The organism is Actinoplanes palleronii (assembly GCF_016862315.1).
GTDB classification, from domain to species: domain Bacteria; phylum Actinomycetota; class Actinomycetes; order Mycobacteriales; family Micromonosporaceae; genus Actinoplanes; species Actinoplanes palleronii.
Map to the genome: position 1 here is coordinate 26,327 of NZ_BOMS01000161.1, position 20,923 is coordinate 47,249.

Below are 20,923 nucleotides of genomic sequence, written 5' to 3' on the forward strand. Positions count from 1 at the left end.
TCGATTCATGAGCAGGCGTAGCTTCGTGGCGGACAGGGTGGTCGCATGAGCGTTCGACGGATTATGGGCACCGAGGTCGAGTACGGTATTTCGGTGCCCGGCCAGCCCGGCGCCAACCCGATGGTCACGTCCTCCCAGGTGGTCAACGCCTACGGCGCCCGTCCGGAGCTCAACCGGAACGGCCGGGCCCGCTGGGACTACGAGGAGGAGTCCCCGCTGCGCGACGCGCGCGGGTTCACCTATTCCGGCGCCGCCTACGATCCGGCCGAGGCCCTGGCCGACGAGGATCTGGGCCTGGCCAACGTGATACTGACCAACGGCGCGCGGCTCTACGTGGACCACGCGCACCCGGAGTACAGCACTCCCGAGTGCACCAACCCGCTCGACGTGGTCAAGTGGGACAAGGCCGGCGAGCGGGTGATGGCCGAGGCGTCCCGGCGGGCCGCCACCATCCCCGGCGCGCACCGGATCCAGCTCTACAAGAACAACACCGACAACAAGGGCGCGTCGTACGGGTCGCACGAGAACTACCTGATGCGCCGGCAGACCGCGTTCGCCGACATCGTCTCGCACCTGACCCCGTTCTTCGTCACCCGGACGATCTTCACCGGGGTCGGCCGGGTCGGCCTGGGCCAGGACGGCAGCGGCTCGGGCTTCCAGATGTCGTCGCGCGCCGACTTCTTCGAGGTCGAGGTCGGCCTGGAGACCACGCTCAAGCGCCCGATCATCAACACCCGCGACGAGCCGCACGCCGACGCCGACAAGTACCGCCGCCTGCACGTGATCATCGGCGACGCGAACCTGTCGGAGATCGCCTCCTACCTCAAGATGGGCACCACCGCGCTGGTGCTCAACATGATCGAGGAGAAGGTGTTCACCGGCGAGCTGGGCATCGCCGACCCGGTCAGCGAGCTCAAGGCGGTCAGCCACGACCCGTCGCTCAAGCACCTGATGCGGCTGCGCGACGGCCGCAAGCTCACCGCGCTGGACCTGCAGTGGGCGTACTACGAGCGGGCCCACGCGTTCGTCCAGGAGCGGTACGGCGACGACGCCGACGAGCAGACCGTCGACGTGCTGCAGCGCTGGGAGGACGTGCTCGACAAGCTCGGCCGCGACCCGATGCTGCTCTCCGACCAGCTCGACTGGGTGGCCAAGCTGCGCCTGCTGGAGGGGTACCGGGACCGCGAGAGCCTGACCTGGTCCTCGCCGAAACTGCAGCTCGTCGACCTGCAGTACGCCGACGTCCGGCCGGAGAAGGGCCTCTACCACCGCCTGGTGGCCCGGGGCTCGATGCAGACCCTGCTCGACCCGGACGACACCCAGCGCGCGATGTACGAGCCGCCGGAGGACACCCGGGCCTACTTCCGCGGCCGCTGCCTGGCGCAGTACGCCTCCGAGGTGGTCGCGGCCAGCTGGGACTCGGTGATCTTCGATATCGGCCGGGAGTCGCTGGTCCGGGTGCCGATGATGGAACCGGAGCGTGGCACCAAGAAGCACGTCGGCGGGCTCTTCGACACCTGTGAGAGTGCGAAGGACCTGCTCGAGGTGATCACGAGTCGGTAATAAAACACCCGTTGCGGCGGCGCGTTTCGTCACAGGGGCGAGGTAGGTTTTTCGTACCCGATGTTGCAGGACTTCGGGTGGCTTGAGCCGTTGGCCGGCATTGAAGGGGGACACCCATGGCAACCCGCGACACAGGTGGTCAGTCGCAGAGCAACCGGAGCTCTGGCGATCAGGAGATCGAGGACGTCACCGTTGAGGCCAACCCCGAGGTAGCCGAGCGGCACGCGGAGATCACCGAGGACGTCGACGATCTGCTGGACGAGATCGACTCCGTGCTCGAGGAGAACGCGGAAGAATTCGTCAGGGGCTATGTCCAAAAGGGCGGCCAGTGACGGTTGTGTCCGTTTAGCCACACCCTGCCGGGCGCCTGCGAGGGCGCCCGTTGCAGCATTGCGGACGACATCCAAGATCGCGATAAGGTGCTGTAACCCGCATGCGGCGGTCTTCCGCGCCGCGGCGATGACGCATTTGAAAGGAACCACGTGGCGACGGGTTTTGATCCATCCGGGCGGCTACCGGATATCTTTCTGAACACGGGGACGTCCTCCTTCGTGCAATTCCTGAGCGCGGCCGCCCCGGAGCTGTTGCCCGGCCGGCGCCCGTTGCCGCCGGGCCTGTCCGCCGGCGACGTCGCGCCGCACGGCACCACGATCGTCGCCATCGCGACGGCCGAGGGCGTCGTGATGGCCGGTGACCGCCGGGCGACCATGGGCAACCTGATCGCCAGCCGGGACATCAAGAAGGTCCACCCCGCGGATGCCTACTCCCTGATCGGCATCGCCGGGACGGCCGGCATCGGCATCGAGCTGATCCGGTTGTTCCAGGTCGAGCTGGAGCACTACGAGAAGACCGAGGGCGCCATGCTCTCGCTCGACGGCAAGGCGAACCGGCTGGCCTCGATGGTCCGCGGCAACCTGGGCGCGGCCATGCAGGGCCTGGCCGTGGTCCCGCTGTTCGCCGGCTTCGACCTCGCGCCGGCCGACGGGATCGCCCCCGGCCGGATCTTCAGCTTCGACGTGGCCGGTGGCCTCTACGAGGAGACCGGCTACGAGGCGATCGGCTCCGGCTCGCTGTTCGCCAAGTCCGCGCTGAAGAAGAAGTACCGCGTGGGCGTCAGCACCGAGGACGCGGTCCGGCTCGCGGTCGAGGCGCTCTACGACGCCGCGGACGACGACACCGCCACCGGTGGCCCCGACCTGATCCGCAAGATCTTCCCAGTGGTCATGTCGGCGACCGCGAACGGCACCACCCGGCTCAGCGACGCGGAGATCGGTGCGGTGGCCGAGCAGGTCGTCACCGGACGCATGGAGAACCCGGGCGGTTGATCCGCTCTACGGACGAGAAGGAGTAGCCACCCGTGGCCATGCAGTTCTACGCATCGCCCGAGCAGGTCCAGCGGGACCGCTCGGAGTACGCCCGCAAGGGCATCGCCCGCGGCCGCTCGGCCGTGGTGCTCTCCTACGAGGGCGGCATCCTGCTGGTCGCCGAGAACATCACCACCCTTCGCAAGATCAGCGAGATCTACGACCGGATCGCGTTCGCCGCGGTCGGCCGGTACAACGAGTTCGAGAACCTGCGCCGGGCCGGCGTGCGGATGGCGGACATGACCGGTCTGACCTACGACCGGCGCGACGTCACCGGGCGGGCGCTGGCGAACGCGTACACCCAGACGCTCGGTGCGATCTTCTCGGAGACGCAGAAGCCGTACGAGGTGGAGATCTGCATCGCGCAGGTCGGCGCGGCCCCGGAGCAGGACGAGCTCTACCGGATCATGTACGACGGCTCGGCGCTCGACGAGCCCGGCTTCATGGCCATGGGCGGGCAGGCCGAGGCGATCTCCACCGTGCTGAAGGAACGGCACGACGTCAACGCCGACCTGCCCACCGCGCTCGCCCTGGCCGCCGAGGCCCTGGGCAGTGTCGGCGGGGAGAACGGGCAGACCCGCACCCTCGGGGCCTCCTCGCTCGAGGTCGCGGTGCTGGACCGGCGGCGGACCGGCCGGACGTTCCGGCGGCTCGCCGACTCGGTGCTGACCACGCTGCTCGGGCACGAGCAGGTGCCCGAGGCCGACCTCGGCGAGACCGACGCGGCACCGCCCGCGCACGGCGACAGCAAGCCGACCGAGTCGGCCGCCTCGGAAGACACCGAGTAACGATTCAGGCGACGGGCGCGGCCGCAAAAGCCGCGCCCACCGCCGTTTCGCCCGGCAGGGAACCGCTGACGTCCGCGGGTCTCGATCGTGGCTATCGGTGTGCCCGCGCGTACCACCCGTGATGCCGGGCCCGATTACTGAGGCCCCGTGGTGGCTGCCAATGCGACTCGGATGCGGCTAGTGTTTCGTCATGGAACGGCGAATTTTCGGCCTCGAGACCGAGTACGGAGTCACGTGTACCTATAAGGGCCAGCGGCGGCTGTCCCCGGACGAGGTGGCCCGCTACCTGTTCCGCCGAGTGGTGTCCTGGGGACGCAGCAGCAATGTGTTCCTCCGCAACGGCGCCCGCCTCTACCTCGATGTCGGCTCCCACCCGGAGTACGCCACCCCCGAATGTGACTCGGTCACCGACCTGGTCGCCCACGACCGGGCCGGCGAGCGGATCCTGGAGGGCCTGCTCGTCGACGCGGAGAAGCGTCTGCACGACGAGGGCATCGCGGGCGAGATCTACCTCTTCAAGAACAACACCGACTCCGCCGGCAACTCCTACGGCTGCCACGAGAACTACCTGGTCAGTCGCCACGGTGAGTTCGGCCGCCTGGCCGACGTGCTCATCCCGTTCCTGGTGACCCGGCAACTCATCTGCGGGGCCGGCAAGGTGCTGCAGACCCCGCGCGGCGCGGTCTTCTGCCTCTCGCAGCGTGCCGAGCACATCTGGGAGGGCGTCTCCAGCGCGACCACCCGCAGCCGCCCGATCATCAACACCCGCGACGAGCCGCACGCCGACGCCGAGCGGTACCGCCGCCTGCACGTGATCGTCGGCGACTCGAACATGAACGAGGTCACCACGCTGCTCAAGGTCGGCGCCGCCGACATCGTGCTGCGGATGATCGAGGCGGGCGTGGTGATGCGCGACCTGACCCTGGAGAACCCGATCCGGGCGATCCGCGAGGTCAGCCACGACATCACCGGGCGCCGCAAGATCCGCCTGGCGAACAACAAGGAGGTCTCCGCGCTGGAGATCCAGCAGGAGTACCTGTCGAAGGCCACCGAGTTCGTCGAGCGCCGCGGCGGTGACCCGGTCGCCAAGCGGGTCGTCGAGCTGTGGGGCCGGGTGCTCAACGCGGTCGAGTCCGGCAACCTGGACGCGGTCTCCCGGGAGATCGACTGGGTGTCGAAGTACAAGCTGATCGAGCGCTACCAGGCGAAACACGACATCCCGATGTCGCACCCGCGGGTCGCCCAGCTGGACCTGGCCTACCACGACGTCCGCCGCGGCCGCGGCCTCTACGCGCTGATGGAGAAGCGTAAGCAGGTCGACCGGATCGCCAACGACCTGCAGATCTACGAGGCCAAGGAGACCCCGCCGCAGACCACGCGGGCGCGGCTGCGCGGCGAGTTCATCAAGCACGCCCAGGAGAAGCGCCGCGACTTCACCGTCGACTGGGTGCACCTGAAGCTCAACGACCAGGCGCAGCGCACGGTCCTCTGCAAGGACCCGTTCCGCGCCTACGACGAGCGGGTGGAACGCCTGATCGCCAGCATGTGACGGGAGTGGCCCGCCGATCATCTCGTCGGCGGGCCCCGACCGGCTGATCGTCCGGCGGCCGGTGAGAGCTACGCTGGCCGGGCTATGACATCGACCCACCCTGACCAGTCCGGCCCGCCCGGCCCCGGGAGCGGCGCCCGCCCGAACCGTGCCGACCGCCGCCGGGAACGCATCCGCTACGGCGTCCAGCAGGCCCGCCGCGGCCGGCACATCGTCCCGACCTGGCTGATGGCCACGGTGCTCGGCCTGCTCGTGGCCGGTTGGCTGTACCTGATCATCACGACGTAGCACGACCAAGATCAAATTCAGGATGTCGTGCGTCCGCTGTGGTGCGGACCGCCGCTCCCGCCGGGACCCCTGCGGGCTTCGCTGGCCGCTGGCGCGTCCAGAACGCGAAGCCCTCCGGGGCGACGTCCGCGGGTGGTTGCGGTCACCCCCGGTAGCCGCATGACGACCCGGAGCTCCGAAACGCGCATCGGATTACCCCCGGGCTGCAACTCCGATGCCGTCTGCTGGACCGGTGAGCATCACCCGGGGGCGGTTCGCCCTGCTGGCTGCCGTCGCGATCGTGGCCTACCAGTTCCTGCCGGACACCGGCTGGTGGTCGGCCGGCTGGCAGGTCGGCGTCGGCTGGTCCGCCGCCGCCGCGATCCTGCTCGGCGCGCGCCGGCTGTCGCGCCGCGACCGTACGCCGTGGTGGTTCTTCGCCGCCGGCGTGTTCTGCAACGCCACCGGCATCGGGGTGGCCCGGGTCGCCCAGGACGTCTGGGGCCTGGTCTCGCTGCCCACCCCGGCCGACCCGTTCTTCCTCGGGCTCTACCCGGCCTGCGCCGCCGGGATCGCCCTGCTGATCCGCCGCCGCGACGAGTGGCGCAACTGGACCGCGGTGATCGACGCGGCCACCATCACCACCGGGGTCGGCCTGCTCGCCTGGGTCTACGTGATCGAGCCGGTGCACATCGGGTCGCAGATGGACCGGCTGGCGCACGCCACCCAGGCCGCCTACCCGCTCGGTGACCTGCTGCTGATCGCCCTGATGGCGCGGCTGCTGCGCGGCGGGGGCGGCCGTGGCACGGCGCTCTGGACGATGGCCGCCGCGCTGGGCGTGCTGCTGATCGGCGACAGCTCGTGGGTGGTGCTGGACAACCTGGGTGGCGCCGACTCCATCCTGGCCGAACTGCCCTGGCTCGGCCGGGTCCTCGAATCGGTGTTCCTGACGTCGTTCGCGCTGTTCGCGGTCGCCGCGCTCGACCCGGACGCGGCCCGCCTGGGCCGGACCGCGCAGGACCAGCCGGCCGCCCGGCTCGGCCCCGGGCTGCTGGTCCTGCTCACCGGCGCCGCCCTGATCGCGCCGGCCCTGCTCGCGAGCCAGGTCCAGGCCGGTCACGTGGTCAACGGCTGGAGCATCGTGCTCTGCTCCACCTCGGTGTTCCTGCTGGTGGTGGCGCGGATGTCCGGGCTGGTCCGGGAGGTGGAGCGGCAGGCCAGCCAGGTCCGGGCGCTGGCCCGCTCGGACGAGCTGACCGGGCTGCCGAACCGCCGGGCCTGGAACGACGAACTGCCCCGCGCCCTGGAACGCGCCCGCCGCGACCAGCAGGTGATCGCCGTCGGGATCGTCGACCTGGACCGCTTCAAGCTGTTCAACGACACGTACGGTCACCCGGCCGGGGACCGGCTGCTCAAGGCGGCCAGCGCGGCCTGGCACGGCACGCTGCGCGACGTGGACCTGATCGCCCGGTTCGGCGGCGAGGAGTTCGTGGTGCTGCTGCCCGGCGCGGACGGGGCGGAGGGCCACGCGGTGCTGGGCCGGATGCTGGCGGTGACCCCGCAGGAGCAGACGTTCTCGGCCGGGCTGGCGGTGTGGGACGGCGAGGAGACCTCGGACGAGCTGCTGCAACGGGCCGACGATGCGCTCTACCGCGCGAAGGCCGGCGGCCGCAACCGGATCGAGTCCGCCGAGGAGCATCACACGGCCGCGTGACGGGCGGCTCGGCCTAGATCAGGTCACGGACCCGGCGGCGCTGCGGGACCGAGACGTCCGGGTCCAGGCACAGCCGGTCCCGGCCGTCGTGCTTGGCCTGGTAGAGGGCCGCGTCGGCGCGGGCCAGCAGGGCCACCTGGGTGATCTCGGTGACCGTCGCCGAGACACCCACGCTGACCGTCACCGGCAGCTCCCCGGTGACCGGCCGCCACGGGTGCCCGCCGACCGCCTGCCGCAGCTCGTCCAGCCGGAACGCCGCCTCGGCCACCCCCACCCCGGTCACCACCAGCAGGAACTCCTCGCCACCGAGGCGCGCCGCGAAGCCGGCCGCGTCCCGTACCCCGGGATGGAAACCCGCCAGCAGACCGGCCACCGCGACCAGCACCCGGTCCCCGGCCTCGTGCGACAGCGTGTCGTTGATCCGTTTGAAGTGGTCCAGGTCGAGCATCGCCACGGTCACCGGGGAGCCCTCCGCGGCGGCCCGGCGCAGCAGCGGTGGCAGGTGCTCGTCCACGTAACGGCGGTTGCGCAGCCCGGTCAGCGGATCCCGGTACGCCTGTTCCCGGAACCACTCGGCCTGCCGCCGCGCCTCGGCCACCTCGAACAGCGCCTGCCGGTTGCGGGCCTGCGCGTCCCGCTGCGCCGACCGCAGCCGCTCCTGCGCGTCCTGGAAGTCGCGCAGCGCGTGGTAGGCCCGCTCGAAGTCCGCGCCGTCGGCGTACAGCTCGGCCTGCTCGAGCCGGGCCTGCACCCCGACCAGGACCAGGCTCCGCTCCGCGCACAGCTCCCGGACCTTGTCCAGCGATCCCTGCGCGGCCGTCCGGTCACCGGCCCGGCGCTGCACGAACGCCAGCGTGAGCAGCAGGTCGGCGAGGGCGTCCGCCTCGTCCGCGCTGTCGGTGTCGTACGCCCGCAGCGCCTCCCGGGCCGCCGTCTCGGCCGCGTGGTGCTCGCCCAGCAGCGACTCCACCCGGGCCACCGTGTCCAGGGCGGAGAAGTCCAGTGTGCCGCCGGCGCTGCGCAGCCGGGCCAGCACGGCCCGGGACAGTTCCGGCTCGCCGCGGTCGTACTCGGCGTACGCGTAGTTGTTCAGCGCCATCAGCAGCCGGCGGGTCGAGCCGTTTGCCTGCGCCAGCGCGACCGCCTGCTCGTAGCGTTCCCGGGCGGCCGGCATCGAGCCGGTCTCGGCGTACGCGTCGGCCAGCTTGATCACGCAGGCGATCCGCCCGGACACCGGCGTGGTGTCGTCGAGCGCGGTCACGCACTGCAGCATGTGGTCGAGGTTCGCGGCCAGGTCACCCATCGCGCGGTAGAGCCGGGCCAGGATCCGGTGGGTGCGCGCCACCACCCGGCGGCACTCGTGCAGGGTCGCCCAGTCCAGGATCTCGGAGAGCGTCCGGGCGGCCACGGCCAGCTCGCCGCGCCGTTCGATCACGTCGGCCCGCAGCAGCCGGGCGCGCCAGCCCAGCTCGGTCGCCCCGGCCGCGTCCTCGATCGCGGCCGCCTGCCGTCCGGCCGCGTCGACGTCGAAGGTGAGCGCGTCCTCGTACTCGTCGAGGACGAGGGCCATCGCGTCGAGATCCGCCATACCGGTCCTATCGGCGCCGGCCCGGAATGTCTGTGCGGTTCCGGCCCGGGAGCTACCGGTCGAGCAGGGCCGCGGCGTGCCGGCCGGCGGCCGCGGCGGCCAGGAAGTAGCCGTGGTCCTCGTCCAGCTTGCGGCCCATCGTGGAGAGCGGCACCGGGCTGGCCCGCAGCGCCGCGTCCAGGCCGTCCACCGGGACGCGGACCAGGTGGTGGCGCGCGGCGAGCGGCACCAGCGCCGCGTCGACCTCGGCGGCCAGGGCCGCTTCGAGACCCTCCGGCACCGGCAGGTCCGCCCGGGTCAGGGCGACTTTCCCGTACGCGGTGAGGCTGTGGTGCGACACGCCGCGGTGCCGCGCCCGCCCGTCGCCGTCGGAGATCCGCAGCGAGCCGACCGGGCGCCCGCCGAGCACCCCGATCGCGTTGACCGCCTCGCCCAGCGCCACCCCGGAGAACCCCCAGGTGGTGCCGGTGCCCAGATTGCCCGGCCCCTGCGCCACGATCGTGACGTCCGCGCCGAGCACGTGCCGCGCGGCGAGCAGCCCGACGTGCACCGTGCTCGCCTCCAGGTCCCCGCCGAACGCCTGCCCGGTGGTGACCGTCCCGGCCAGCCGCCCGGCCAGCCCGTCCAGCGTGCGGGAGAACCAGGCCGGCAGCGCCCCGCCGTCGGTCATCACGTACGCCACCCGGGCCGACGGCCGGTCGGCGTGCACCCCGGCCAGGATCGCCGGCAGCGCCGAGTGCAGGTCCGCGGTGACCACCGGCATGCCGTCCAGGGACTCGGCGGTTTCCATGACTTCTCTGAAAACCGAGGCTTCCTCGTCGACACCGAGCAGGATCGGCTGCAGCGGGGTGTACCGGGCCTTGACCAGGTGACCGGCGTCGCGGGTGGCGCCGTCGTCGGCCGGGTCCGGGGGCAGCCGGTCCGGCAGGGCGACCACCAGGGCGTACCCGCCGGTGCCCAGGCCCATCACCAGCGCGCCGACGTTGAGCAGCACCCGGTCGCCGGGCGCCGGGTCACCGACCAGCGCCGGGTAGGCGAGCGCGCGCAGCAGCCCGTCACCGGTCTCGACGTCGAGTTCGATGGCTCCGCGCCAGCTGCGCCGTACCGACAGAACCGTCCCCGACCGCCACCGCACCATGCAGGCGACCCTATCGGTCCAGGCCACCGTCGACGTGGTCGCGTCCCGGCACGCCGCGGGTCGGGTCGAGGAAGACGTACCGGATCTCCGGGAACCGCTCCCGCAGCCGGCGCTCGGCCTCGTCCGACGCGGCCTCGATCTCGCGCCCCGGCGCGTTGTCGTCGAAGTCGACCTTGGCGGCGACCAGGATGTCGCCCGGCCCGATCTGCATGGTCAGCAGCGTCGGCACCGCGGTGACCACCGGGATCGACCGCAGGTCGGCGGCGATCTGGTTGTGGATCTTGCGGGGCACCGCGCGGCCGACCAGCAGCGACACGTTGCTGCGGGCCAGCACGAACGCGACCACCAGCAGCAGCAGGCCGATCACGATCGAGGCCAGCCCGTCCCAGACCTCCGAGCCGGTCAGCTGGGCCAGGCCCAGCCCGGCCGCCGCGACGAGCAGGCCGATCAGGGCGGCCGCGTCCTCGAAGTACACCGCCTTGACCGTGGTGTCCGGGGTGAGGCGCAGGAAGCGGGCCGAGCTGACCTTCCACCGGCGGGACTCGTCGCGGACCTGGCGGCGGGCCTTCAGGAACGAGGTGCCCTCGGCCAGGAACGAGACCGCCAGCACGGCGTAGGCGATCAGGTAGTGGCCGCTGTGCTCGCCGCTGACGATGGTGGCCACGCCGTGGTAGACGGAGAAGCCGGCGCCGCCGACGAAGGTGAACAGGGCGGCGATGAACGCCCAGACGTAGCTCTCCTTGCCGTACCCGAACGGGTGTTCCTCGTCCGCCGGTTTTCCTCCCCGGCGCAACGCCACGTAGAGGAACACCTCGGTGACCGTGTCGGCGAACGAGTGGGCGGCCTCGGAGAGCATCGCCGCGGACCCGGAGAGCATGCCCGCCACCAGCTTGGCGACCGCGATCACCAGGTTCGCCGCACCGGCCAGGACCACGGTGCCGACACTCTCGGTCTCGGCGGGCGGCCCGGTGTCGGGCAGGCCGGTGGGTGCGGTCTCGGGTTCGGGTGCGATCGTCACGACGGCATCGTTCCCCGCACCGGTCACGAATAACAGTCGGCGGGTGCGGGCTGCTAGGTTTCCTGTCGTGTCGCGCACTCGTACCGAGCGCCTGGTGAACCTGGTGATCTGCCTCCTGTCCACGCGGCGGTTCCTGACCGCCGCGCAGATCGCTGCGACCGTGCCCGGTTACGAGCACGACCCGTCGGACCCCCGGGACCACGAAGCCTTCCAACGCAAGTTCGAACGGGACAAGGCCGAGCTGCGTGAGCTCGGCGTGCCCCTGGAGACCGGCACCGCGAGCATCTTCGACCAGGAGCCGGGGTACCGGATCGCGCAGCGCGAGTACGCGCTGCCCGACATCCTGCTCGAACCGGACGAGGCCGCCGCGGTCGGCATCGCCGCGCGGCTCTGGCAGCACGCCGGTCTGGCCGCCGCCGCGTCGTCCGGGCTGGCCAAGCTGCGCGCCGCCGGTGTCGAGGTGGATCCGCAGGCCACCCTCGGGGTGGAGCCGGTGGTCACCGTCGACCCGTCGTTCGGCCCGCTGACCACGGCTGCCCGGGACCGCCGCGCGGTCAGCTTCAAGTACCGCGTCCCCGAGGTCGACGAGCCCAGCGCCCGCCGGCTGGAACCGTGGGGCGTGGTCTGCTGGCGCGGCCGGTGGTATGTGGTCGGCCACGACAAGGACCGCAACGCGGCGCGCTGCTTCCGGCTGTCCCGGATCGTCGGTGACGTCCGCGCGGTCGGCCGCCCGGAGGCGTTCACCCCGCCCGCCGACCTCGACCTGATCAAGCACGTGGCCCGCAGCTCCGGGCCGATCGCCCGCAACGGCCGCGCCACGGTCACCGTCCGCCAGGGCCGGGCCGCCGGCCTGCGCCGGCTGGCCAGCGCCGTGGTCACCGCTCCGGAGGGCGACATCTTGACCATTTCGTACGGCGATCCGGAGTGGCTCGCCGCTCGCATCGCCGGGTACGGCCCGGACGCCCGCGCGGACAGCCCGCCGGAGCTGCGCGACGCCGTGATCCAGCAGCTCAAGGAGCTGGCGTCCCGGCACGACCGCAGCGTCGCGGAGGTGACGCGATGAGCACCCTGCGCACTCCGTCGGCGGACCGGCTCGGCCGGCTGCTCAACCTGGTGCCCTACCTGCTGGCCCGGCCCGGTATCCGGGTCGCCGAGGCGGCCGCCGACCTGGCCGTCACCGAGCGCCAGCTCCGCGAGGACCTGGAGCTGCTCTGGGTGTGCGGGCTGCCCGGGTACGGCCCCGGCGACCTGATCGACATGGCGTTCGACGGCGACACCGTGACGATCAGCCACGACGCCGGCATCGACAAGCCGCTGCGTCTCAACCCGGACGAGGCGCTCGCCCTGGTGGTGGCGCTGCGGATGCTCGCCGAGACCCCCGGGATCGGCTCCCGGGACGCCATCGAGCGGGCCCTCGCCAAGATCGAGAGCGCCGCCGGTGACCTGGCCGGCGCCCCGGTGGCGGTCAAGCTGCCGGCCAACCAGGAGCGGCTCACCGCGGTCCGGGCGGCGGTCGACTCCGGCAACGCGCTGCGGCTGACGTATTACACGGCCGCCCGGGACGAGACCACCGAGCGGGTGGTCGACCCGATGCGGATGCTGACCGTGGGCACGTTCGCGTACCTGGAGGCGTGGTGCCGGCGGGCCGAGGCGACCCGGATGTTCCGGATCGACCGGATCGACGCGTTCACCGTGCTCGACGAGCCGTCCCGGCCGCCGGTCGGGGCGGTGCCGCACGACATGAGCGACGGCGTCTTCCGGCCCGGACCGGAGCTTCCCCTGGTCACCCTGCGGGTCAGCCGCGGCGGCCGGTGGATCACCGAGTACTACCCGGTCGAGGACGTGGTCGAGGAGCCCGGCGAGTGGCTGGTCACCATGCGGGTCACCGACCTGGGCTGGGCGCAGCGGTTCCTGGTCGGCCTGGGCCGCGACGTGACCGTCACCGGCCCGCCCGAGCTGGTCGAACAGATCCGCGCGGCGGCACACGCGGCCCTCGGCCAGTACGCCGCGCCGCATGCCCTCGAAGCGGACCCGGCCACCGGCCGATAGGGTGACGCGGTGCTGATGTGGGTCTGGATCGCCGTCGTGGTCATCGCTGTGCTCGTGCTCGTCCTCGCCGGTCTGCGGCTGCTCGGCCGGCTGTCCGGGCTGAACCGGGCGGCTCGCCGGTTGCAGCTGCGTCAGGAGGAGGCGCTGCGCGTGCAGTCCGGCGCGGAGAAACTGCAGCAGACCGTGCTCGGCCTGCAGCAGCGCGCTGAGCAGGCACAGGACCACCTCGAACAGATCAAGGCCAACCGCGGCAAGTGAAGTGCGTCGTTAGCGCCCCGTTGTCCGGGCCGCAAAGCGGATCCGTAAGAATCTCGCAGGTTCCGGCATGCCGGATCGCCGGAATTGACACGTACGATGGACCCCGCAACCTGATCCGACCGACTTGGAGTCAATCCCATGGGCGCCCTCAAGCCATGGCACATCATCATTCTCGTCGTCGTGCTTGTGCTGCTGTTCGGCGCGAAGCGGCTGCCGGATGCGGCGCGTTCCCTCGGGCGCTCGCTGCGGATCATCAAGGCGGAGACCAAGGGTCTCGTTGATGACGGCAGCACCGACAACCTGGCGGAGAAGGCCGACGCGCAGTATTCGCGCCAGCCGATCCAGGGTGATGTGCAGCAGCCCGGTTACCAGCCGGGGTACCAGCAGCCGGGGTACCAGCAGCAGCCCCCGCCGGCGCCGCAGGGTTACCAGCCGCCGCAGCCGCCGCCGGCACAGCCCTACGTCGACCCGGTGCAGCGCACCAACGACCGCTGACCCCGGGCGATGGCTTCTCTGAGCCTGCGCCGTAACAAGGGGCCGAGCAAGTTCGAGCAGGCTTCCGACGGCTCGATGACGCTCATCGAGCACGTCCGGGAGCTGCGCAACCGGCTCTTCATCGCCTCGATCGCGGTGGTGCTCGGCCTGATCGTCGGCTTCCTCGTCTCCGATCATGTTTTCCATCTGCTCAGCGGGCCGTACTGTGCGCTCGACAGCTCCTACGTGCTCAACACCGAGGGCGTCCGCGAGTGCAAGTTCCTGACGCTCGCTGCCACTGACGGTCTGATCATCCGACTGAAGATCGCACTCTGGGTCGGTCTGATCTGTGGCGCCCCGGTCTGGCTCTATCAGCTCTGGGCGTTCATCGCGCCGGGTCTGCACCGGCACGAGCGCAAGTGGGCCTACGTCTTCGTCGGCATCGCCGCCCCCCTGTTCGCCGGCGGCGCTGTGCTGGCCTACTTCGTGGTCCAGCACAGCCTGGAATTCATCATGAAGTCCGGCGTGCTGCAGGATTCTCAGCAGCTCGAGGTCACCGCGTACATCGGGTTCGTCACCACGATGATCCTGCTGTTCGGTGTGGCGTTCGAGTTCCCGCTGGTCCTGCTGATGCTGAACTTCACCGGCGTGGTGTCGGCCAAGCGCCTGCTCAGCTGGTGGCGCGCGGTGGTCTTCTTGTCGTTCGCGTTCGCCGCGATCGCGACCCCCGACCCGGGCCCGTTCGGTATGACGCTGCTGGCCGGTTGCATGGTGTTCCTCTACTTCATCGCGGTCGGCGTCGCGTTCCTGAACGACAAGCGCAAGGGTGTCGGTAAGGAGATCTACGCGGGCCTCGACGACGACGCGATCTCCACCCTCGAGGAGGAGCGTGTCCCGGTCGGCGCCTCCGACCCGATCGAGACGCCCACGCCGGTCGAGGGTCCCACCCCGGTGGAACGCCCTGCCTCGCTGGAGCGCCGCTTCGACGACATGACCTAGCCAGCTGGCTCCGCTTCGCTTCGCAAGAAAACGCCGCCGGCTGTTACCTTCTCGGCTGTGAGTAGCAAGTTCATCGCGGTGCTGGCCAACCCCCATGCGGGGCGCGGCCGGCACCGCGGTGTGCTTCCCGGGGTGGTGCAGGCGCTCGGGGCGGCCGGGCATCCGGTGCGGCTCCTCGAGGCGGACAGCGGGACCGCTGCCGAGCAGGCCTGCCACCGGGCCGTGGACGGCGGGGCGGTGGCGCTGGTCGCGGTCGGCGGGGACGGCACCGTGCACCGGGTGCTGCAGGCCGTCGCGGGACGGGCGGTCGGGTTCGGGGTGGTGCCGGGCGGGACCGGGAACGACTTCGCGAGCGCTGTGGGCGTACCAAATGATCCGCTGCAATCTGCGGAGGGGATCGCCGCGGCCCTGGTCGCGGACCGGGACCACCGGATCGACGCGGTCCGGACCGCCGACGCCGCCGGACGCGAACGCTGGTTCTGCGCGGTCCTGGCGGCCGGCTTCGACGCCCTGGTCAACGACCGCGCCAACCGGATGGTCTGGCCCCGCGGCCCGCGCCGCTACGACCTGGCGATCCTCCTCGAGCTCGCCCGGCTGCGGGCCCGCACCTACACCCTCGAGGTCGACGGCGAGGTGCGGACCGTGCGGGCCGAGATCGTCGCGGTCGGTAACGCGGCCAGCTACGGCGGCGGGATGCGGATCCTGCCGGACGCCGACCCGGCCGACGGGCTGCTCGACGTGATCTGGGCGAGCCCGCTCGGGCGCACCGGGCTGACCCGGCTCAAACCCCGCCTGCGCGGCGGCACCCACGTCACCGATCCACGGGTCCACCTGCTGCGCGGCCGGCACGTGCGGGTCGCGGCCGAGGGGATCATCGGGTACGCGGACGGCGAACGGCTCGGCCCGCTGCCGCTGGACATGAAAGTTGTCCCGGGTGCGATCCGGTTGCTCTGTTGACGTCGGGGTCAGGTTCCCCGGGGACGACCCGAATCTGAGGGCATGACGACGAACACGATCGCCCGCAGCGGCAACTCCTCGATGTCGGCCATGGCGAACTCGGTGCTCGGCAGCGCCCGCGAGGCGCTCAAGGCGATGGCCACCGCGGCGACCAACGCGGAGTCCGGCACCGACGCGGCCACCCCGGTGACGGGCGGCAAGGGCCGCCGCGGCACCGTCCTCGACCGCTACCTCTGACGACGGGACACAACTACCTCTGACGGCTAGACACAACCGGCGAGCGCGAGCGACGCGCCCAGCCCGTTGCTGCGGCCCGGCTCCGCGGCCGGCAGCACGAGGGTGGCGCAGCCGGCCTGGACCGCACCGGCGTCCGCCGCCGAATCGCCCACCATCAGTGTCCGGTCCGGATCAGCGCCGAGCAGACCGCAGGCGCGCAGGAAGATCGCCGGGTCCGGTTTCGTCCGGCCCACCTCATAGCTCAGCACGAACGTGTCGACCAGCGAGTCCAGGCCCCAGTGCGCGAAGTGCGGCCGGATGTCGAACCCGACGTTGCTGACCACCGCCACCTTGATCCCGGCGCCGTGCAGCGTGCGCAGTGTGGGCTCGGTGTCCGCATACGGCAACCAGCCGTCGGCGACCAGCAGCCGGGCGTAGAGCGCCTCGGCGAGGCCCACGACGTCGGTCTGCACGGTCGAGGCCAGCCCGGTGTACGCGGCCCGGTGGCTGTGCTCGTAGAGATCACGATCGGCCCAGTGCTCGGCCAGGTGCGGCGGGACCCGATAGGGCAGCGGCCCACCGGCGCGCCCGGCGGTCACCAGACGGTCGGCCAGGATGGTGGCCTTCGCTCGTTCGAGCTGCGCGCCACAGGCCGCGGCAGCCGCGACGACCCAGGTCACCGCGTCTTCCACCTGGGCGAGAGTGCCGTGGAAGTCGAACAGCACGGCCTCCACGAGCCGCGCGGACTGGGGAGGTTCGGTGGCATGCGGCACTCGTGCACCTTACCGATGCCCGGATCTCCGCCCGACGGCCACCACCGTGCTGCACTTTGTCATACGGGCGAACTAACCTGGTGTTCATGACTAGTCCCGCCGAACGGTATGCGGAATCCAAGCGGCGGGCGGCGCGAGTCGCCGAATTCCCGGAGCTCACCGACTTCATGCTCGATGTCGGCTTCGACCTCGACGACTTCCAGCGGGCGGCCTGTGAGGTGCTCGAGCGCGGCAACGGCGTGCTGGTCTGCGCGCCGACCGGCGCCGGCAAGACGGTCGTCGGCGAGTTCGCGGTGCACCTGGCGCTCGCCTCGGGGCAGCGCAAGTGCTTCTACACCACGCCGATCAAAGCGCTCTCCAACCAGAAATACCACGACCTGGTCGACCGCTACGGCGCCGACAAGGTCGGCCTGCTCACCGGCGACAACGCGATCAACGGTGACGCCCCGGTGGTGGTGATGACCACCGAGGTGCTGCGCAACATGCTCTACTCGGGCTCGTCGGCGCTGAAGAATCTGGCGTATGTGGTGATGGACGAGGTGCACTACCTCGCCGACCGGTTCCGCGGCGCGGTCTGGGAAGAGGTGATCATCCACCTGCCGTCCTCGGTCACCCTGGTGTCGCTCTCCGCCACGGTGAGCAACTACGAGGAGTTCGCCGACTGGCTGGTCACCGTCCGCGGCGAGACCGAGGTGGTGGTCAGCGAGCACCGGCCGGTCCCGCTCTGGCAGCACATGCTCGTCGGCCGGCGGATGTTCGACCTGTTCCACGACGCCGACGCGGCGAAGAAACACGACGTGCACCCGGAGCTGCTGCGCTACACCCGCGAGATGGAACGCCGGATGGAGCTCGGCGAGCGCGCCAACACCGGGTGGAAGGGCGGCGGCAACCGGGGCCGCCGCTGGCAGCCGCCGCCGCGCCACGAGGTGGTCGACCGGCTGGACAAGGCCGGGTTGCTGCCGGCCATCCTGTTCATCTTCAGCCGGGCCGGCTGTGACGCCGCGGTCCAGCAGTGCCTCAACGCCGGCATGCGCCTGACCAACAACGAGGAGCGCGCCGCGATCCGGCAGATCGCCCAGGCCAAGGTGGCCAGCATCCCGGCCGAGGACCTGTCGGTGCTGGGCTATTGGGAGTGGCTCGACGGCCTCGAGCGGGGTGTCGCCGCGCACCACGCCGGCATGCTGCCCGCCTTCAAGGAGGCGGTCGAGGAGTGCTTCCTCAACGGCCTGGTCAAGGCGGTCTTCGCCACCGAGACGCTGGCGCTGGGCATCAACATGCCGGCCCGCTGCGTGGTGCTGGAGCGCCTGGTCAAGTTCAACGGCGAGGCGCACGTCGACCTGACCCCTGGGGAGTACACCCAGCTCACCGGCCGGGCCGGGCGTCGCGGCATCGACATCGAGGGTCACGCCGTGGTGCTCTGGAGCCCCGAGGTCGACCCGCGGCACGTGGCCGGGCTGGCCTCCACGCGCACCTATCCGCTGCGGTCCTCGTTCCGCCCGTCCTACAACATGGCGGTCAACCTGGTCGGCACGGTCGGCGCGGACAAGTCCCGCGAGCTGCTCGAGTCGTCGTTCGCCCAGTTCCAGGCGGACCGCTCGGTGGTCGGCCTGGCGCGGCAGGTGCAGCGCAACGTCGAGACCATGCAGACGTACGGCGAGGACGCCGCCTGCCACCACGGCGACTTCGACGAGTATTTCGGGCTCCGGGTCGCGATCGCCGACCGGGAGAAGTCGATGGCCCGGCAGGGTGTGGCGCAACGCCGCTCGGCCGCCGTCGACTCGCTGGAGAAACTCCGCGCCGGCGACGTCATCCGGGTGCCGAACGGCCGCCGGGCCGGGCTGGCCGTCGTGCTCGAGCCGGCCGCCAGCGGGTTCGGCGAGCCCCGCCCGCTGGTGCTCACCCAGGACCGCTGGGCCGGCCGGGTCAGCCCGGCCGAGTTCGGCGGCGAGGCCGAGGTGCTGGCCCGGCTCCGGGTGCCGAAGAACTTCAACCACCGCTCCCCGGGCGCCCGCCGCGACCTGGCCGCCCAGATCAGCGCGACCGGCCTGGACCGGCACACCGACCGCCGCAGGGGCGGCCGCAACCGTCCGGCCCCGGGCGAGGACGCCGAGATCGCGCTGCTGCGGGTGCAGATGCGCCAGCACCCGTGCCACGGCTGCCCGGAGCGGGAGGACCACGCCCGCTGGGCCGAGCGCCGGCACCGCCTGCTGCGTGACACCGACGCGCTGCGTGACAAGGTGGCCGGGCGGACCGGTTCGCTGGCCCGCACGTTCGACCAGGTCTGCGCGGTGCTCGCGGCCCGGGGCTATCTCTCCGCCGACGGCGAGGTCACCGAGGCCGGCCGGATGCTGGGCCGGATCTGGTCCGAGGCCGACCTGCTGGTCGCCGAGTGCCTGCGCCAGGGCGCCTGGGACGGCCTCGAGCCCGACGAGCTGGCCGCCGCGGTGTCCATGGTGCTCTACGAGTCCCGCCGCGAGGGTGAGGACCGCGCCTCGGTGCCGAAGGGCCCGATCGCCGCGGCCGTCGACGCCTGCGCCAAGCTGTGGGGCGAGATCGCGGCCGACGAGGCCGAGCACGGGCTGACCCTGACCCGTGAGCCCGACCCGGGCTTCGTCTGGCCGATCGTCCGCTGGGCCCGGGGCGAGCCGCTCGCCAAGGTCCTGGCCAGTGGCCACCAGTACGACGCGGACATGCCGGCCGGTGACTTCGTCCGGTGGGCGCGCCAGGTGCTCGACCTGCTCGGCCAGATCCGGGAGGCGTCCGCGGCGTCGCCGAGCGTCAAGGACACCGCCCGCAAGGCGATCACCGCGATCAACCGGGGCGTGCTGGCGTACCACAGCGGCCTCTGACGATCCGGGGGCCCGGAGCCGGACCGGGCCCCAGGATCATCCGCGCATGATGAATCTGCGTTGACGGGGTCTTTGGGACAAATCAAGAATAGCGGGCGACAGTGATGGATGTCGTTGGAGCGCGTCTGCCGGAAGAAGGTGACATGGCAGCGGACTCGCCACATCTGATCGGGTGGTCCGAGCCCGTGACCGACACGTCGGTGATGGCCGTCATCGACCCGGACACCGCGATCATCGAGGTGACGCTGGACGGGCACTGGGACCGGCAACTGTCCTGGAAGGCCCGTACCGTGCTGGACAAGTGCCTGGCCGAACACCCGACCGGCATGATCGTCGACCTGCACCGGCTCGCCGACCCGCGCGCGGTCAGCGTGCCGCTCTGGCTCACCCTGTGCGCGCAGGGCGCCGCCATGCAGCCGCCGATCGCGATCGCGGTGTGCCTGCCGGCGCCGATCCCGCTCGCCCGCCGGCTGCGGCGTCTCGGCGCCCGCGACTTCCTGGTGACGTACGCGTCGGTCCAGCAGGCCCACGCCGCGCTGGCCGACCGGCGCCCGCTGATCGACCGGATGCACCTGGCCCTGCCGCCCGACCCGGCCGCCGCGGCCCTGGCCCGGTCCCTGGTCAGCGACGCCTGCCGGGGCTGGGACCTCGCCCACCTGCGCCAGCGCGGCCTGCTGGTGGCGTCCGAGCTGGTGGTCAACGCCGCCGAACACGCCGGCACCGACATCGAGGTGATCGTGTCGCCGCGAGGCACCGGCGGCACGGCGGCCCTGCACCTCGCGATCTACGACGGTCACCCGGCGCTGCCAGAGATCCGCGACCCGGTGCCGGGCCCACTCGGGCCGTCGCTCACCGACCGCGGTCTCGGCTTGCGGATCGTGGGAGCGGCGGCCTCGGCGTGGGGCGCGATGCCGGCCCGTGGCGGCAAACTGGTCTGGGCGATCCTCCGCGACCGCTCGGAGGGAGGGCGACATGAGCCCTGATCCGCCCGCTTTCGCGGGCACCCGGATCGCCGGCGCCCGCCAGGGCGACCGGTTGATGATCCAGTTGCAGGGCAGTCTGGACGCCATGTCGGTGACCGCCCTGCAGACCCAGCTCTACGATCTGACCAGGGTTTACGACGTGCTCGGCCTGGCCGCCCCGGTCCGCCAGGTCCACATCGACGTGGCCGAGGTGGACTTCTGCGACGCGGCCGGCCTGCGGATGCTGGTGGCGGCCCGCTGCGTGGCCGGCGCCCGCAACGCCACCTGCCACCTGCGCAACCCCCAGCCACACCTGCGCTGGCTGCTCCGCGCCACCCAGGCCACCGACCTCTTCCGCCTCGACTGACCCCTTTCCGGTACGCCGGCGGAGCGCCCG

The 20,923-nt window shown here is 71.6% G+C and carries 21 protein-coding genes; 17 read left to right on the forward strand and 4 right to left on the reverse strand.

Translation table 11 applies throughout. The features are described from left to right. The first annotated feature begins 45 nt into the window (after positions 1–45). From dop to Apa02nite_RS45020, 7 genes are all read left to right on the forward strand, one after another. Positions 46–1,563, forward strand: a complete 1,518-nt coding sequence (dop, locus tag Apa02nite_RS44990; protein ID WP_067699482.1) for a depupylase/deamidase Dop — start codon at positions 46–48, stop codon at positions 1,561–1,563. Between the two features lie 116 nt (positions 1,564–1,679). Next, positions 1,680–1,895: a ubiquitin-like protein Pup gene (locus Apa02nite_RS44995; protein ID WP_067699480.1), complete on the forward strand. Its 216-nt coding sequence runs from the start codon at positions 1,680–1,682 to the stop codon at positions 1,893–1,895. A 150-nt stretch (positions 1,896–2,045) separates the two neighbouring features. Next, a complete protein-coding gene (gene prcB, locus Apa02nite_RS45000) occupies positions 2,046–2,888 on the forward strand; it encodes a proteasome subunit beta (RefSeq protein WP_067699479.1) in 843 nt (280 codons plus the stop codon). Between the two features lie 32 nt (positions 2,889–2,920). Further along, positions 2,921–3,715 (forward strand): proteasome subunit alpha, encoded by a 795-nt coding sequence (prcA, locus tag Apa02nite_RS45005; RefSeq protein ID WP_203830605.1) that lies wholly within the window; start codon positions 2,921–2,923, stop codon positions 3,713–3,715. 190 nt (positions 3,716–3,905) lie between these two features. Beyond that, positions 3,906–5,264, forward strand: coding sequence for a Pup--protein ligase (gene pafA, locus Apa02nite_RS45010; protein ID WP_067699475.1), 1,359 nt, complete (start codon positions 3,906–3,908; stop codon positions 5,262–5,264). A gap of 84 nt (positions 5,265–5,348) precedes the next feature. Next, positions 5,349–5,552: a hypothetical protein gene (locus Apa02nite_RS45015; protein WP_203830606.1), complete on the forward strand. Its 204-nt coding sequence runs from the start codon at positions 5,349–5,351 to the stop codon at positions 5,550–5,552. A gap of 232 nt (positions 5,553–5,784) precedes the next feature. Then, a complete protein-coding gene (locus Apa02nite_RS45020) occupies positions 5,785–7,245 on the forward strand; it encodes a GGDEF domain-containing protein (RefSeq protein WP_239165012.1) in 1,461 nt (486 codons plus the stop codon). Positions 7,246–7,258: 13 nt separating this feature from the next. On the opposite strand, the gene Apa02nite_RS45025 is transcribed toward Apa02nite_RS45020, so the two are convergent. From Apa02nite_RS45025 to Apa02nite_RS45035, 3 genes are read right to left on the reverse strand one after another with little or no spacing between them, the layout of a single operon-like run. Then, positions 7,259–8,833, reverse strand: a complete 1,575-nt coding sequence (locus Apa02nite_RS45025) for a GGDEF domain-containing protein (RefSeq protein ID WP_203830608.1) — start codon at positions 8,831–8,833, stop codon at positions 7,259–7,261. 52 nt (positions 8,834–8,885) lie between these two features. Further along, positions 8,886–9,971 carry a DUF3866 family protein gene (locus tag Apa02nite_RS45030; protein ID WP_203830609.1) on the reverse strand — a complete coding sequence of 362 codons (1,086 nt, stop codon included), beginning with the start codon at positions 9,969–9,971 and terminating at the stop codon, positions 8,886–8,888. Between the two features lie 10 nt (positions 9,972–9,981). Continuing rightward, on the reverse strand, positions 9,982–10,989 hold the full coding sequence (locus Apa02nite_RS45035; protein WP_203830610.1) for a cation diffusion facilitator family transporter: 1,008 nt from the start codon (positions 10,987–10,989) through the stop codon (positions 9,982–9,984). Between the two features lie 67 nt (positions 10,990–11,056). Between Apa02nite_RS45035 and Apa02nite_RS45040 the strand changes: the two genes are divergently transcribed. The 7 genes from Apa02nite_RS45040 (at position 11,057) to Apa02nite_RS45070 (ending at position 15,963) form a co-directional block, all read left to right on the forward strand. Then, positions 11,057–12,052, forward strand: a complete 996-nt coding sequence (locus Apa02nite_RS45040) for a helix-turn-helix transcriptional regulator (protein ID WP_203830611.1) — start codon at positions 11,057–11,059, stop codon at positions 12,050–12,052. Further along, the gene (locus Apa02nite_RS45045; protein ID WP_203830612.1) at positions 12,049–13,038 is read left to right on the forward strand and encodes a helix-turn-helix transcriptional regulator; all 990 of its coding nucleotides are present in this window, start codon (positions 12,049–12,051) and stop codon (positions 13,036–13,038) included. The genes Apa02nite_RS45040 and Apa02nite_RS45045 overlap by 4 nt, the downstream gene beginning before the upstream one ends. A gap of 15 nt (positions 13,039–13,053) precedes the next feature. After that, positions 13,054–13,296: a hypothetical protein gene (locus tag Apa02nite_RS45050; protein WP_067699510.1), complete on the forward strand. Its 243-nt coding sequence runs from the start codon at positions 13,054–13,056 to the stop codon at positions 13,294–13,296. Positions 13,297–13,434: 138 nt separating this feature from the next. Beyond that, the gene (gene tatA, locus Apa02nite_RS45055) at positions 13,435–13,791 is read left to right on the forward strand and encodes a Sec-independent protein translocase subunit TatA (protein ID WP_203830613.1); all 357 of its coding nucleotides are present in this window, start codon (positions 13,435–13,437) and stop codon (positions 13,789–13,791) included. 9 nt (positions 13,792–13,800) lie between these two features. Further along, positions 13,801–14,769, forward strand: coding sequence for a twin-arginine translocase subunit TatC (gene tatC, locus Apa02nite_RS45060; RefSeq protein WP_239165013.1), 969 nt, complete (start codon positions 13,801–13,803; stop codon positions 14,767–14,769). 57 nt (positions 14,770–14,826) lie between these two features. Continuing rightward, entirely contained in the window at positions 14,827–15,726 is a 900-nt protein-coding gene (locus Apa02nite_RS45065) for a diacylglycerol/lipid kinase family protein (RefSeq protein WP_203830614.1), read from the forward strand. A 42-nt stretch (positions 15,727–15,768) separates the two neighbouring features. Next, positions 15,769–15,963: a hypothetical protein gene (locus tag Apa02nite_RS45070; RefSeq protein WP_203830615.1), complete on the forward strand. Its 195-nt coding sequence runs from the start codon at positions 15,769–15,771 to the stop codon at positions 15,961–15,963. Positions 15,964–15,989: 26 nt separating this feature from the next. On the opposite strand, the gene Apa02nite_RS45075 is transcribed toward Apa02nite_RS45070, so the two are convergent. Beyond that, complete coding sequence (locus Apa02nite_RS45075; RefSeq protein WP_239165014.1) at positions 15,990–16,715, reverse strand: HAD family hydrolase; 726 nt, start codon at positions 16,713–16,715, stop codon at positions 15,990–15,992. 86 nt (positions 16,716–16,801) lie between these two features. On the opposite strand from Apa02nite_RS45075, the gene Apa02nite_RS45080 reads away from it, so the two are divergent. From Apa02nite_RS45080 to Apa02nite_RS45090, 3 genes are all read left to right on the forward strand, one after another. After that, positions 16,802–19,564, forward strand: coding sequence for a DEAD/DEAH box helicase (locus Apa02nite_RS45080; protein ID WP_203830616.1), 2,763 nt, complete (start codon positions 16,802–16,804; stop codon positions 19,562–19,564). Between the two features lie 143 nt (positions 19,565–19,707). Beyond that, positions 19,708–20,547 carry an ATP-binding protein gene (locus tag Apa02nite_RS52150; RefSeq protein ID WP_203830617.1) on the forward strand — a complete coding sequence of 280 codons (840 nt, stop codon included), beginning with the start codon at positions 19,708–19,710 and terminating at the stop codon, positions 20,545–20,547. After that, positions 20,537–20,893 (forward strand): STAS domain-containing protein, encoded by a 357-nt coding sequence (locus Apa02nite_RS45090; RefSeq protein WP_203830618.1) that lies wholly within the window; start codon positions 20,537–20,539, stop codon positions 20,891–20,893. Before Apa02nite_RS52150 ends, Apa02nite_RS45090 begins: the two co-directional genes overlap by 11 nt. Positions 20,894–20,923: the final 30 nt, after the last annotated feature.

Coding starts and splice junctions, on each gene's coding strand:
- dop (WP_067699482.1), top strand. CDS start 46: ATGAGCGTTCGACGGATTATGGGCACCGAGGTCGAGTACGGTATTTCG.
- Apa02nite_RS44995 (WP_067699480.1), top strand. CDS start 1,680: ATGGCAACCCGCGACACAGGTGGTCAGTCGCAGAGCAACCGGAGCTCT.
- pafA (WP_067699475.1), top strand. CDS start 3,906: ATGGAACGGCGAATTTTCGGCCTCGAGACCGAGTACGGAGTCACGTGT.
- Apa02nite_RS45015 (WP_203830606.1), top strand. CDS start 5,349: ATGACATCGACCCACCCTGACCAGTCCGGCCCGCCCGGCCCCGGGAGC.
- Apa02nite_RS45025 (WP_203830608.1), bottom strand. CDS start 8,833: ATGGCGGATCTCGACGCGATGGCCCTCGTCCTCGACGAGTACGAGGAC.
- Apa02nite_RS45030 (WP_203830609.1), bottom strand. CDS start 9,971: ATGGTGCGGTGGCGGTCGGGGACGGTTCTGTCGGTACGGCGCAGCTGG.
- Apa02nite_RS45045 (WP_203830612.1), top strand. CDS start 12,049: ATGAGCACCCTGCGCACTCCGTCGGCGGACCGGCTCGGCCGGCTGCTC.
- Apa02nite_RS45050 (WP_067699510.1), top strand. CDS start 13,054: ATGTGGGTCTGGATCGCCGTCGTGGTCATCGCTGTGCTCGTGCTCGTC.
- tatA (WP_203830613.1), top strand. CDS start 13,435: ATGGGCGCCCTCAAGCCATGGCACATCATCATTCTCGTCGTCGTGCTT.
- tatC (WP_239165013.1), top strand. CDS start 13,801: ATGGCTTCTCTGAGCCTGCGCCGTAACAAGGGGCCGAGCAAGTTCGAG.
- Apa02nite_RS45070 (WP_203830615.1), top strand. CDS start 15,769: ATGACGACGAACACGATCGCCCGCAGCGGCAACTCCTCGATGTCGGCC.
- Apa02nite_RS45080 (WP_203830616.1), top strand. CDS start 16,802: ATGACTAGTCCCGCCGAACGGTATGCGGAATCCAAGCGGCGGGCGGCG.
- Apa02nite_RS52150 (WP_203830617.1), top strand. CDS start 19,708: ATGGCAGCGGACTCGCCACATCTGATCGGGTGGTCCGAGCCCGTGACC.
- Apa02nite_RS45090 (WP_203830618.1), top strand. CDS start 20,537: ATGAGCCCTGATCCGCCCGCTTTCGCGGGCACCCGGATCGCCGGCGCC.